We start from the raw sequence: 12,265 nt of genomic DNA on the forward strand, positions 1-12,265 counted from the left end.
CCGAATGGGACAGATCATCTGTGCGGGGCTGGGACCGGGCGATCCGGACCTGATCTCGGTCCGCGCCGACCGCGCCATCCGCGGCGCGCGCCATGTGGCCTTCTTCCGCAAGCCGGGGCGGCAGGGGCAGGCGCGCCGCATCGTCACGGGCATGCTGGCCGATGGTGCCCGCGAATACCCGATGGAATACCCCGTCACGACGGAAATCCCCTTCGACAGCCCTGAATACAACAACCTGTTGGCCGCTTTCTATGACGATTGGGCCGCCCGCCTGCGCGATCTGGCCGAGACCGAGGATGTCGTGGTCCTGTGCGAGGGCGATCCGTTCTTCTATGGCTCTTTCATGCATCTTTACGTGCGGCTGCGCGACGTCGTGGACATGCAGGTCATTCCCGGCATTCCCGGCATGGCGGGATGCTGGAACGCCAGCGGTACGCCGATCACCTGGGGCGACGACGTGCTGACCGTGCTGATGGGCACCCTGCCCGAACCCGACCTGCGCCGCCACATCGCGGGCACCGACGCGCTGGTGGTGATGAAGACCGGCCGCAACCTGCCCAAGGTCCGCCGCGCCTTGGCCGCCTGTGGAAGGCTGGAGGACGCCTGGCTGATCGAGCGCGGCACCATGCCCGGCCAGCGCATCGCCCGCCTTGCCGAGGTCGCCGATGCCGATTGCCCCTATTTCGCCATCGTCATGGTGCATGGCCGGGGGCGCCGTCCCATGGTCCTGCCGCAGGTGGCGGAATGACCGGTTGGGTCACCGTCGCGGGACTTGGGCCGGGCGATGATGCGCTGGTGACGCCGCAGGTCGCGCAGGCGCTGGACCAGGCCACCGATGTCATCGGCTATATCCCCTATGTCGCGCGGGTGGCGGCACGGCCGGGGCTGGCGCTGCACCCGTCGGACAACCGGGTAGAGCTGGACCGCGCAAGGATGGCGCTGGACCTGGCGGCCGATGGCCGGCGGGTGGTGATCGTCTCCTCGGGCGATCCGGGGGTCTTCGCGATGGCCTCGGCCCTGTTTGAGGCGCTGGAGGATCAGCCCGACCGACATGACACCGACATCCGCATCTTGCCCGGCATCACCGCGATGCTGGCGGCGGCGGCGCGGGCGGGCGCGCCCCTGGGGCATGATTTCTGCGCCATCAACCTGTCGGACAACCTCAAGCCCTTCGATCTGATCGAACATCGTCTGCGCCACGCCGCGCGGGGGGATTTCGCGATGGCCTTCTATAACCCGCGTTCGCGCAGCCGCCCGCAACAATTCGCCCGCGTGCTGGAGATCCTGCGGCAGGAATGCACCCCCGAGACCCTGATTATCTTCGCCCGCGCCGTCAGCACCCCCGACGAATGCCTGACCACCGTCCCGCTGTCGCAGGCCACGCCCCAGATGGCGGACATGCGCACCGTCGTGCTGGTCGGCAATTCGGCGACGCGGCGGGTGGGCAGATGGGTCTATACCCCGCGCGGGGCCAATTGATGCAGCCAGGCCATCGCCAGTTCGGGGCTGTCCACCACCTGCCTTGCAGGCATGGCGGGGCGGTCGATCATGATCACGCGCACCCCCAGGCTGCGGGCGGCCTCCAGCTTGGCCGCGGCTCCGATCCCGCCCGCATTCTTGGCGACCAGATGCGTGACGGCGCGGTCGCGCATCAGGCGCGTGTCCCCCTGGGCCGTGAAGGGTCCGCGCGCGACCACCACCTGTGCATCCGGCAGGGGCAGCGCCGCCGGTTCGTCCACCAGCCGCAGCAGGAACCTGTGCGGCAGACCCGCAAAAGCCGCCAGGTTCTGCTTGCCGATGGCCAGGAACACGTTCGCCCGCTGTCGCGGCAGCGCCTGTGCCGCCTGTTCGATATCGCGGACATGGCACCAGTCGTCGCCGGCCCCCGCGCGCCATTCCGGTCGCTGCAGCACCAGCAGGGGAACCCCCGCCATGGCGGCGGCCACCACGGCATTGGCGCTGATCTGCGCGGCGAAGGGGTGGGTCGCGTCGATCAGATGGGAAAAGCCGCCGTCCCGCAGGTGCCGCGCCAGGCCCTCGGGGCCGCCGAAGCCGCCGATCCGCGTGGGCAGCGGCTGCGCGACCGGCGCCGCCGTGCGCCCGGCATAGGAAAACTGGGCCGCCACGCCCGCCCGCGCCAACAGGCGCGCCAAGGCGCTGGCCTCGGATGTGCCGCCCAGCAGCAGGATGCGTGTCATGTCTGAGCCTTGGCTGACGATCATCGGGATCACCGAGAATGGCCTGCCCGACCTGCCGGATGCAAGCCGACAGGCGCTGGACCGGGCCGACCTGGTCTTTGGCGGCCCACGGCACCTGGCCTTGGCAGGGGTCGCGGACAAGGGCCGCCCCTGGCCCGTGCCCTTCGACATCGCCCCGGTTCTGGCGGCCAGGGGGCGGCGGGTGGTGGCGCTGACCTCGGGGGATCCGTTCTGGCACGGGGCGGGGGGCACGCTGGCCGCGCATCTGGACCTTTCGGACTGGATCGCGCTGCCCGTGGCCGGCACCGTCCCGCTGGCCTCTGCGCGCCTTGGCTGGCGGGCCGAGACGACGGCGACCCTTGGCCTGCACGCCGCGCCCTTCGCGCGGCTGCGCCCGCATCTGGCGCGCGGCTGCCGCATCATCGCCACGCTGCGCGACGGCGATGCGGTGCGCGAACTGGCCGATTGGCTGTGCACCCAAGGGGCGGGGTCCGCCCGGCTGACGGTGCTTGAACGGCTTGGCGGGCCTGCGGAACGCATCCGCAAGGCTTGGGCGCAGAACATGGACCTGGCCGATATCGCCGCCCCCGTGGCGGTGGCCATCGACGGCGCCCACCTGCCGCGCGGGGCGGGCATCGGCACCGCGCCGGGGCGTCCCGATGACGGATTTGCCCATCGGGGCCAGATCACCAAATCCCCCATCCGCGCCATGACCCTGGCCGCCCTTGGCCCGCGACCCGGCGCGCTGCTGTGGGATGTGGGCGGCGGTTCGGGGGCGATCTCGGTCGAATGGGCGCTGGCGGGGGGGCGCGCCATCTGCATCGAACCCCGCGACGACCGGATCGCGCTGATCCGCGCCAATATCGAGGCTTTCGGCGTCGGCCATCTGGTCACACCGGTCCAGGGGCGTGCACCGCAGGCCCTGTCGGACCTGCCCGAACCGGACGCCGTCTTCGTCGGCGGCGGCGGATCGGCGGCGCTGTTCGACGCGCTTTGGCCGATGCTTCCGACCGGCGCGCGGCTGGTCGCGAACGGGGTCACGCTGGAAACCGAAAGCCTGCTTTCGGCCCTGTCGGCCCGCCACGGGGGCGATCTGACCCGCATCGACATCGCCCGCGCCGCCCCCTTGGGCGGCATGCGCGGCTGGCAGGCGGCGCGGCCCGTGACGCAATGGGCGGTCACCGCATGAGGGTCGCGGGCATCGGCTGCCGCCCCGGCACGCCCGTCGCGGCGCTGATCCAGGCGGCCCGTGGTGCCGACATGCTGGCCACCATTCCCGAACGCGCCGACCTGCTGCGTCCCGTGGCGGACCGGCTTGGCCTGCCCCTGCGCATCGTGCGCGTCGCGGGCATCCCGACCCCCACGCAATCGCCGCGCATCCAGGCCCTTCATGCCACCGGATCGGTGGCCGAGGCCGCGGCCCTGGCCGCCGCAGGTCCCGCCGGGCGGCTGACCGGCCCGCGCATCGTCTCGGCCTGCGGCCGCATCACCATCGCCATCGCCATCGCCATCGCAGAGGTTCCATGACCATCCATTTCATCGGCGCAGGGCCCGGCGCGGCCGATCTGATCACCCTGCGCGGGCGCGACCTGATCGCGGCCTGCCCCGTCTGCCTTTACGCAGGCAGCCTGGTGCCCCCCGCCCTGCTGACCCATTGCCCGCCCGGCGCGCGCATCGTGAACACGGCCCCCCTCAGCCTTGACCAGATCATCGACGAAATGCAGACGGCCCATGCCGCGGGACAGGACGTGGCGCGGCTGCATTCGGGCGATCTGTCGGTCTGGTCGGCCATGGGCGAACAACTGCGCCGCCTGCGGGCGTTGGACATTCCCGTTCAGGTGGTGCCGGGGGTGCCGTCCTTCGCTGCCGCCGCCGCCGCGCTGGAAAGCGAACTGACCCTGCCCGGACTGGCGCAATCGGTGGTGCTGACGCGCACGCCGGGGCGGGCATCGACCATGCCTGCGGGCGAAAGCCTGACCGCCTTCGCGGCCACCGGCGCGACGCTGGCGATCCACCTGTCGATCCATGCGCTGGACCGGGTCGTGGCCGATCTGACCCCCCATTACGGCCCCGATTGCCCCGTGGCCGTCGTCTGGCGGGCCAGCTGGCCGGACCAGCGGGTGATCCGGTCGACCCTGTCGGGCATCGCGGCGGCCGCCCAAGGCATCGACAGGACGGCGCTGATCCTGGTCGGCCCCGCCCTTGCCGGGGACGGGTTTGACGACAGCCGCCTTTACGCCGCCGATTACGACCGCCGATACCGTCCCGTCGGGCCAGACCCGAGGTTCCCCGAATGAGCACCCCCGGATTGATGATCTCGGCCCCCGCCTCGGGGACCGGCAAGACGATGCTGATGCTGGGGCTGCTCAGCGCGCTGCGGCGGCGGGGCATGGCGGTGCAGCCCTTCAAGTCGGGGCCCGATTACATCGACCCGGCGTTTCACGCGGCGGCCTCGGGGCGGGCGTCGTTCAACCTGGATGCCTGGGCGATGCAGCCGGGACGGATCATCGCCCATGTGACGGGCCAGCCGGATGCCGACCTGATTCTGGCCGAAGGCTCGATGGGCCTGTTCGACGGGGTGGCGACGCCGGGGGAAACCGGCATCGGATCCAGCGCCGAGGTGGCGCAGATGATGGGTTGGCCCGTCGTGCTGATCCTTGACGTCTCGGGGCAGGCGCAATCGGCGGCGGCGGTGGCGCGGGGTTTCGCGACCCTGCGCCCAGATCTGCCCTTTGCGGGGGTCGTGCTGAACCGCGTCGCGTCCCCGCGCCACGACGCCCTGATCCGCGAGGGCATGGCCGAGGCGGGCATCACCGTGCTGGGCGCCCTGCCCCGTCAGGGCAACATCACCCTGCCCGAACGCCACCTGGGCCTGGTGCAGGCAGAAGAAACCCCGGAATTACAGGCAATCCTGGACCAGGCGGGCGACTTTTTCAGCGCGCATTGCGATCTGGACGCCATCATCGCCGCCGCCGCCAGCCGCGCCCTGCCGGATGCCGATGCGCCCCTGCCGATCATCGCGCCGGGCGGGCGGATCGCGCTGGCCCGCGACGCGGCCTTCAGCTTTACCTATCCCCATGTCCTGCAGGCGTGGCGCAAGGCCGGGGCGACGATCCTGCCCTTTTCGCCGCTGGCCGACCAGGCGCCCGATGACAGCGCCGATTGCTGCTGGCTGCCGGGTGGATATCCCGAACTGCATGCGCCGAAACTGGCCGCCGCCGACAGCTTCCGCGGCGCCATGCACCGCTTTGCCGCGACCCGGCCCGTGCATGGCGAATGCGGCGGCTATATGGCGCTTGGGGCGGGGCTGGTCGATGCGGCGGGCGAACGCCACCGGATGCTGGGCCTGCTGGGGTTGGAGACCAGCTATCACAAGCGCCGGATGCATCTGGGATACCGCCGCGCCGAACTGGTCGCGCCCCTGCCGGGTGTTGGGCAAGGCGCGCTGCGCGGCCATGAATTCCACTATGCCTCGATCACCGACCAGCCCGATGCGCCGCTGGCCCGCGTCACCGATGCCAATGGCGCGGCGGTGCCCGAAACCGGATCGTGGCGCGCGACCCGGGCCGGGCAGGTCACCGGCACCTTCTTTCACATGATCGCACCGGCCGCGACTTGACGCGCGCGGGCCGATCACGTCTATCTGATCGCCTGGATGGTGCCCATCAGGACGCTCAAGCGTCGGGCTTCATCGGGAATGGGGAAGGGTGGACCCAATCGCGGCACCCGAAGCCTCAGCCGCCCCCGCGACTGTATGCGGAGAGCGTGCGTCACCGACGCCACTGGGCCCCACGGGCCTGGGAAGGCCGACGCCACGCCCTGACCCGCAAGCCAGGAAACCGGCCATGCAGGCAATTTTCCCGCCGTCGGGGATGACGGCCACAGGAGACTGAACATGCATATCGAACATGGCGTCGTGACCGGCGCCAAGCTGATCTTGGGCTATGCCACCGCGGCCACGGCCGGCCTTTACACGCTGAAGATCGCCGCCACCGCGCTGCGCGAACGCGGGATCGCATCGCTGGCCGGGCGCGGCCTGCTGGCCACCATCGCCACCTTCGTCTTCTTTCAGGTCCTGCCCACCGCGCCCGTCGGCGTGTCCGAGGTGCACCTGATCATGGGATCGACCCTGTTCCTGCTGTTCGGGGCGGCACCTGCGGCCATCGGGCTGGCGCTTGGGCTGCTGGCGCAGGGGCTGTTCTTCGCACCCGCCGATCTGCCGCAATACGGGATGAACGTCACCACGCTGCTGGTGCCGCTGTTCGCAGTCTCGGCGCTGGCCGGGCGGATCATCGCGCCCCGGACCGCCTATGTCGATCTGACCTATGGGCAGGCACTGGCGCTGTCGACCGCCTTCCAGGGCGGCGTCGTGGCCTGGGTCGCGTTCTGGGCCTTCTATGGCCAGGGGATCGGCGCATGGTCCGGTGTCGCCAGCTTCGGCGCGGCCTACATGCTGGTCATCGCGCTGGAGCCGCTGGTCGATCTGGCCGTGCTGGCGGGCGCGAAATCCCTGCGCGGGCTGCGCGGCAGCGGGCTGGTCACGCCGCGCCTTTTCGCATGATCGACCTGACCCTGATCGGGATCGGCACGGGCAACCCCGACCACCTGACCCTGCAGGCCATCGCGGCCATGCGGCAGGCGGATCTGGTGCTGATCCCGCTGAAGGGTGACGACAAGGCCGATCTGGCGGGCATCCGGCGGGCCATGCTGGATCGGCACCTGACGGATGCGCCCCTGCGGCTGGCCGAATTCGACCTGCCGCGCCGGGATGCCGCCGACCCCGATTACCTGAACGGCGTCGAGCGCTGGCACGATGCCATCGCGGACGCCTGGCGCGCCCAGATCGACCGGCACCTGCCGCAGGGGGGCCGCGTCGCCCTGCTGGTCTGGGGGGACCCGTCGCTTTATGACAGCAGCCTTCGGATCGCGGCGCGGCTGGATCTGGCCGTCACGGTCATTCCCGGCATCACCGCCATTCAGGCGCTGTGCGCGGCCCATGCGATCCCCCTGAACGATCTGGGCGCCCCCGTGCAGATCACCACGGGGCGGATGCTGCGCGATCATGGCTGGCCGCAGGGCGTGGACCGGCTGGTGGTCATGCTGGACGGGCAATGCGCCTTTGGCGGGCTGCCGGGCGACACGCGCATCTGGTGGGGGGCCTTTCTGGGCATGCCCCAACAGATCCTGGACAGCGGCACGGTAGCGCAGGCAGGCCCCCGCATCATCGCCACGCGCCGCGCCGCAAGGGCCGCGCATGGCTGGATCATGGACTGCTATCTGCTGGCGCGCGGCTAGAACAGGAAGATGTCGTCGGCCACGTCCTGAACCGACAGGTCGGACCCTTGCACCAGAATGTGGTTGCCGTCGGACAACGTGATCAGGACGCCGCGATCGGTCCGCTGCACGTGATCATCCAGGAAATCGGCCATCGACCCATCCACCAGACCATCGGCGATCATCAGGCGATCCTGGCCCGCGGTGAAATCGGTGACCACGTCGCGCCCGAAATTGCCGGCAAAGATGAACTGATCCGCGCCATCACCTCCGCTGAGCAGGTCAGCGCCGCCCCCGCCGATCAGCACGTCGCGCCCCGCCCCGCCATACAAGGTGTCATTGCCATTGCCCCCCAGCAGGCGGTCATTGTCCATCTTTCCCAGCAGGCGGTCGTTGCCCGCCTCTCCCTTCAGATGGTCGCGGCCCGCCCCGCCGGCCAGCGTGTCAAAGCCGATGCCGCCGGACAGGACGTCGTTGCCCATCTGCCCGACAAGCCGGTCATGACCCTTCTGGCCCATGATGAAGTCATCGCCCTGCCCGCCAAGCAGCACGTCACGGCCCCCGCCGCCCGCAATCAGGTCGTCACCCCCATAGCCCGACAGCGTGTTGTCGGCCGATCCCTTGATAATGCGATCATCCGCGCCGGTCCCCTGCGGGCCGGTCCGCAGCGGGCCATGCGCATCCAGCCAGGTGGCCTTGGACATGGCCCCCATGAAGGGGCGGTCGATCTGGGTGATCGTGACCCCCGGCGCCAGGTCTAGGGTCACATCGCCCCCGGTCGCGGCGAAATTCTGCGTGGCCATCAGGATCTGATAGCCGCTGAAGTCGCCGACCTGCAGGCTGATGCCGATATGATCGACCTTGGAATCAAGGATATTGGCGCGGTGCCCGGAGCTGTTCATCAGGTTGGTGTGCAGCTGCGCAACCTCGTCCAGCAGCGAACCGTCGCCATCGACCGAAACATAGGCCAGGTTTTCGGTCACGCGCCAGCTGCCCTCCAGCGGGAAGTCGGCGGCGCGAACCCGGTCCGTCGCCGAAGATCCCGAGGCCCCGTCATGCGAAAACCGGTCATTGCGCAGCATCCAGCCGCTATGCGCATCAGAGGACTGGTTCAGATGCGTTTCCAGCGTGACAGGGTCCAGGCCGTGCCCCGCCCTTTCGCGATTGACCAGTTCAAGGAAATATCGTTCGGCGGACGTGGCTTGCGACATGGGAACCCCTTGCTTTGCCTGCGGCGATCCTGGCCCCGAAGGGCGGCAATCATGGGTTGTTCTTAGCAGAGATAACTCGCCTCGCGAAGCATGACCGCGCGTCGGCTGACAAAGGTCAAACCCCGGCCCCGCCATGGGGGCCGGGATGATGGCCGGATCAGGCCTGCAGGCTGCGCACGCCCACTTCACCCTCGCCGCGCGACTTGATCGCGGCGACGGCGGCGATGCTGCCCGCGGCCGTGGTGAAATACGGGATCTTGTCGTACAGCGCGACGGCCCGGATTTCGCGGCTGTCGGCGATGGCCTGCACACCTTCGGTGGTGTTCAGAACCATGGCGACATCGCCGTTCTTCAGCCGGTCGACGATGTTCGGGCGGCCTTCATAGACCTTGTTGACGCGCTGCGTCTCGACGCCGGCGGCGGCCAGGAAATCGGCCGTCCCCGATGTGGCGATCAGCGTGTAACCCATCGCCACCAGATCGCGCGCCGCACCCGCCAGCGCCTCGGTCTTGTCGCTGTCCTTGACCGAAACGAAGACGCGGCCTTCATGCGGCAGATGCGTGCCGGCCCCCATCTGCGCCTTCAGGAAGGCGCGGGCAAAGTTGCGGTCCCAGCCCATCACCTCGCCGGTGGAGCGCATCTCCGGGCCCAGCAGGGTATCGACGCCGGGGAAGCGCGCGAAGGGCAGCACGGCCTCCTTGACGCTGAACCACGGGGTGATCGGATCGGCCAGGGTCAGCGGGTCGGCGAAGGGCAGATCGGTTTCCGGACCGACCCCCGCAGGATAGGGCGCCCGTTCGGGGAAATTCGACATCGGTTCGCCCGCCATCAGGCGCGCGGCGATGGATGCGATGGCGCTGTCGGTGGCCTTGGCCACGAAGGGCACCGTGCGGCTGGCGCGCGGGTTGACCTCAAGGACGAAGATCTCGCCGTCCTTCAGCGCGAACTGGACGTTCATCAGGCCGACCACGTGCAGGGCGCGGGCCATGGCGACGGTCTGGCGCTTGATCTCCTGGATGGTCTCGGGGGTCAGCGTGTGGGGCGGCAGCGAACAGGCGCTGTCGCCGGAATGGACGCCCGCTTCCTCGATATGCTCCATGATGCCCGCGACATGGACGTTCTCACCGTCCGACAACGCGTCCACATCGACCTCGATCGCGCCGGTCAGATAGCTGTCCAGCAGCACCGGGTTCTTGCCCGACACCTTCACGGCCTCGGTGATATAGCGGCGCAGGTGATCCATGTCGCGCACGATTTCCATGCCGCGCCCGCCCAGGACATAGGACGGGCGGATCACCAGCGGGAAGCCGATGTCATGGGCGATGGCGATGGCCTGTTCGGCGCTGCTGGCGATGCCATTGACCGGCTGGCGCAGGTTCAGACGGTTCAGCAGATCCTGGAAGCGTTCACGGTCCTCGGCCAGGTCGATGGCGTCGGGGGTCGTGCCCAGGATCGGGATGCCCTCGGCCTCCAGCGCATTGGCCAGCTTCAGGGGGGTCTGGCCGCCGAACTGGACGATGACGCCGTGCAGCGTGCCGTTCTGCTGTTCGGTATGCAGGATCTCCAGCACATGCTCGAAGGTCAGCGGTTCGAAATACAGCCGGTCGCTGGTGTCGTAATCGGTGCTGACCGTTTCCGGGTTGCAGTTGACCATGATGGTTTCATAGCCCGCATCCGTCAGCGCATAGCAGGCGTGGCAGCAGCAATAGTCGAACTCGATCCCCTGGCCGATCCGGTTCGGACCGCCGCCCAGAATCACGACCTTCTTGGCATCGGTCGGGCGGGATTCGCATTCGACGTCACCCATCGCGGGGGCTTCATAGGTCGAATACATATAGGGGGTCTGCGCCTCGAATTCGGCAGCGCAGGTATCGATGCGCTTGAAGACAGGGCGGACGTCCAGGGCGCGCCGGGCGCGGCGGACGGCGTCTTCGTCCTGGCCGGTCAGATGCGCAAGGCGGGCGTCGGTAAAGCCCATCATCTTCAGCTTGCGCAGGCCATCCACGTCCTGCGGCAGGCCGTTTTCGCGCACGACATGTTCGGCGTCGATGATCTCGCGGATGCGCGCCAGGAACCACGGGTCAAAGCTGGTGACACGCTGGATCTCGTCGTTGGACAGGCCAAAGCGCATCGCCTCGGCGATGACGCGGATGCGGTCGGGGGTGGCCTTGGACAGGGCCGCGATGACGGCGGGCTTGCCCTGGTCGGCGGCGCCCTCGATGGCGATCTCGTCCAGGCCGGTCAGCCCGTTTTCCATCGAAGTCAGTGCCTTTTGCAGCGATTCGTGGAAGCTGCGGCCGATGGCCATGACCTCGCCCACGGATTTCATCGCGGTGGTCAGGTCGGGCTTGGAGCCGGGGAATTTTTCAAAGGCAAAGCGCGGGATCTTGGTGACGACATAGTCGATCGAGGGTTCGAAGCTGGCCGGCGTCACCTTGGTGATGTCGTTGTCCAGTTCGTCCAGGGTATAGCCCACGGCCAGTTTCGCGGCGATCTTGGCGATCGGGAAGCCGGTGGCCTTCGAGGCCAGCGCCGAGCTGCGGCTGACGCGGGGGTTCATCTCGATCACGACCATGCGGCCGTCCTCGGGGTTGATCGCCCATTGCACGTTCGAACCGCCGGTTTCCACGCCGATCTCGCGCAGGACGGCGATCGAGCCGTTGCGCATGATCTGGTATTCGCGGTCGGTCAGGGTCAGGGCCGGGGCCACGGTGATGCTGTCGCCGGTATGCACGCCCATCGGGTCGACGTTTTCGATGGCGCAGACGATGATGGCGTTGTCGTTGCGGTCGCGCACGACCTCCATCTCGAATTCCTTCCAACCCAGAAGGGATTCGTCGACCAGCACCTGCGCCATGGGCGAGGCATCCAGCCCCGAGCGTACGATCCGTTCGTAATCGTCACGGTTATAGGCCACGCCGCCGCCGGTGCCGCCAAGGGTGAAGGCGGGGCGGATGATGGCGGGCAGGCCGATCTCCTCCAACGCTTCCATGGCCTGGCTGACGCCGGCGTTGATGTCGTATTTGCCCGATGCCAGCTTGGGGGCGGCGATGATCGTGGCCTTGGGGTTCTCGATGCCGATGCGGTCCATCGCCTCGCGGAACAGCTTGCGGTCCTCGGCCATCTCGATCGCGCTGCGCTGCGCGCCGATCAGTTCGACCCCATAGCGGTTCAGCGCGCCGTTATCGGCCAGCGCCAGCGCCGTGTTCAGGCCCGTCTGCCCGCCCATCGTCGGCAAAAGCGCATCGGGACGTTCCTTGGCGATGATCTTTTCGACGATCTCGGGGGTAATCGGCTCTATATAGGTGGCGTCGGCCATTTCCGGATCGGTCATGATCGTGGCGGGGTTCGAGTTGACCAGGATCACCCGATAGCCTTCCTCGCGCAGGGCCTTGCAGGCCTGGGCACCGGAATAGTCGAATTCGCAGGCCTGCCCGATGACGATCGGTCCTGCCCCGATGATCAGGATCGATTTGATGTCGGTTCTTTTCGGCATGGTCTTGCCCCCGGGCTTGGATGATGGATCGCGGCAAATCGTCCGGGGTTATAGCCAAGCAACGCTTGGACGCAAGGTGCGGCAAG

11 protein-coding genes and 1 riboswitch are annotated in these 12,265 nt (G+C 68.6%); of the genes, 8 read left to right on the forward strand and 3 right to left on the reverse strand.

All coding sequences use genetic code 11. The features are described 5' to 3' along the window. Positions 1–4 precede the first annotated feature (4 nt). On the forward strand, positions 5–748 hold the full coding sequence (locus IE00_RS08515) for a precorrin-2 C(20)-methyltransferase (RefSeq protein WP_072296650.1): 744 nt from the start codon (positions 5–7) through the stop codon (positions 746–748). Then, the gene (gene cobJ / locus IE00_RS08520) at positions 745–1,479 is read left to right on the forward strand and encodes a precorrin-3B C(17)-methyltransferase (RefSeq protein WP_072296651.1); all 735 of its coding nucleotides are present in this window, start codon (positions 745–747) and stop codon (positions 1,477–1,479) included. Before IE00_RS08515 ends, cobJ begins: the two co-directional genes overlap by 4 nt. On the opposite strand, the gene IE00_RS08525 is transcribed toward cobJ, so the two are convergent. Further along, complete coding sequence (locus IE00_RS08525) at positions 1,455–2,198, reverse strand: cobalt-precorrin-6A reductase (RefSeq protein WP_072296652.1); 744 nt, start codon at positions 2,196–2,198, stop codon at positions 1,455–1,457. The genes cobJ and IE00_RS08525 overlap by 25 nt on opposite strands. Here IE00_RS08525 and cbiE point away from each other — a divergent pair. The 6 genes from cbiE to cobF all read left to right on the forward strand — a co-directional run bounded on the left by cbiE (position 2,197) and on the right by cobF (position 7,493). Further along, complete coding sequence (gene cbiE, locus IE00_RS08530; protein WP_072296653.1) at positions 2,197–3,387, forward strand: precorrin-6y C5,15-methyltransferase (decarboxylating) subunit CbiE; 1,191 nt, start codon at positions 2,197–2,199, stop codon at positions 3,385–3,387. The two genes, IE00_RS08525 and cbiE, sit on opposite strands and share 2 nt — an antisense overlap. After that, positions 3,384–3,725 carry a cobalamin biosynthesis protein gene (locus tag IE00_RS08535; RefSeq protein ID WP_072296654.1) on the forward strand — a complete coding sequence of 114 codons (342 nt, stop codon included), beginning with the start codon at positions 3,384–3,386 and terminating at the stop codon, positions 3,723–3,725. The genes cbiE and IE00_RS08535 overlap by 4 nt, the downstream gene beginning before the upstream one ends. Then, on the forward strand, positions 3,722–4,495 hold the full coding sequence (gene cobM / locus IE00_RS08540; RefSeq protein ID WP_072296655.1) for a precorrin-4 C(11)-methyltransferase: 774 nt from the start codon (positions 3,722–3,724) through the stop codon (positions 4,493–4,495). The genes IE00_RS08535 and cobM overlap by 4 nt, the downstream gene beginning before the upstream one ends. Then, the gene (locus tag IE00_RS08545; protein ID WP_072296656.1) at positions 4,492–5,817 is read left to right on the forward strand and encodes a cobyrinate a,c-diamide synthase; all 1,326 of its coding nucleotides are present in this window, start codon (positions 4,492–4,494) and stop codon (positions 5,815–5,817) included. The genes cobM and IE00_RS08545 overlap by 4 nt, the downstream gene beginning before the upstream one ends. A 20-nt stretch (positions 5,818–5,837) precedes the next feature. Then, positions 5,838–6,061: riboswitch (cobalamin riboswitch) on the forward strand. A gap of 32 nt (positions 6,062–6,093) precedes the next feature. Further along, the gene (locus IE00_RS08550) at positions 6,094–6,759 is read left to right on the forward strand and encodes an energy-coupling factor ABC transporter permease (RefSeq protein ID WP_072296657.1); all 666 of its coding nucleotides are present in this window, start codon (positions 6,094–6,096) and stop codon (positions 6,757–6,759) included. Beyond that, positions 6,756–7,493: a precorrin-6A synthase (deacetylating) gene (gene cobF / locus IE00_RS08555; protein ID WP_072296658.1), complete on the forward strand. Its 738-nt coding sequence runs from the start codon at positions 6,756–6,758 to the stop codon at positions 7,491–7,493. Before IE00_RS08550 ends, cobF begins: the two co-directional genes overlap by 4 nt. On the opposite strand, the gene IE00_RS08560 is transcribed toward cobF, so the two are convergent. Beyond that, positions 7,490–8,683: a CAP domain-containing protein gene (locus IE00_RS08560; protein WP_072296659.1), complete on the reverse strand. Its 1,194-nt coding sequence runs from the start codon at positions 8,681–8,683 to the stop codon at positions 7,490–7,492. The genes cobF and IE00_RS08560 overlap by 4 nt on opposite strands. A 157-nt stretch (positions 8,684–8,840) precedes the next feature. After that, positions 8,841–12,179, reverse strand: a complete 3,339-nt coding sequence (carB, locus tag IE00_RS08565; RefSeq protein ID WP_072296660.1) for a carbamoyl-phosphate synthase large subunit — start codon at positions 12,177–12,179, stop codon at positions 8,841–8,843. Between the last annotated feature and the right edge of the window lie 86 nt (positions 12,180–12,265).

The organism is Paracoccus sp. SM22M-07, assembly GCF_001887735.1.
In the GTDB taxonomy this organism is placed as follows: domain Bacteria; phylum Pseudomonadota; class Alphaproteobacteria; order Rhodobacterales; family Rhodobacteraceae; genus Paracoccus.

What these genes read in the sequence shown, in the direction of transcription:
- IE00_RS08515 (WP_072296650.1), top strand. Translation starts at nt 5, where the DNA reads ATGGGACAGATCATCTGTGCGGGGCTGGGACCGGGCGATCCGGACCTG.
- cobJ (WP_072296651.1), top strand. Translation starts at nt 745, where the DNA reads ATGACCGGTTGGGTCACCGTCGCGGGACTTGGGCCGGGCGATGATGCG.
- cbiE (WP_072296653.1), top strand. Translation starts at nt 2,197, where the DNA reads ATGTCTGAGCCTTGGCTGACGATCATCGGGATCACCGAGAATGGCCTG.
- IE00_RS08525 (WP_072296652.1), bottom strand. Translation starts at nt 2,198, where the DNA reads ATGACACGCATCCTGCTGCTGGGCGGCACATCCGAGGCCAGCGCCTTG.
- IE00_RS08535 (WP_072296654.1), top strand. Translation starts at nt 3,384, where the DNA reads ATGAGGGTCGCGGGCATCGGCTGCCGCCCCGGCACGCCCGTCGCGGCG.
- cobM (WP_072296655.1), top strand. Translation starts at nt 3,722, where the DNA reads ATGACCATCCATTTCATCGGCGCAGGGCCCGGCGCGGCCGATCTGATC.
- IE00_RS08545 (WP_072296656.1), top strand. Translation starts at nt 4,492, where the DNA reads ATGAGCACCCCCGGATTGATGATCTCGGCCCCCGCCTCGGGGACCGGC.
- IE00_RS08550 (WP_072296657.1), top strand. Translation starts at nt 6,094, where the DNA reads ATGCATATCGAACATGGCGTCGTGACCGGCGCCAAGCTGATCTTGGGC.
- cobF (WP_072296658.1), top strand. Translation starts at nt 6,756, where the DNA reads ATGATCGACCTGACCCTGATCGGGATCGGCACGGGCAACCCCGACCAC.
- IE00_RS08560 (WP_072296659.1), bottom strand. Translation starts at nt 8,683, where the DNA reads ATGTCGCAAGCCACGTCCGCCGAACGATATTTCCTTGAACTGGTCAAT.
- carB (WP_072296660.1), bottom strand. Translation starts at nt 12,179, where the DNA reads ATGCCGAAAAGAACCGACATCAAATCGATCCTGATCATCGGGGCAGGA.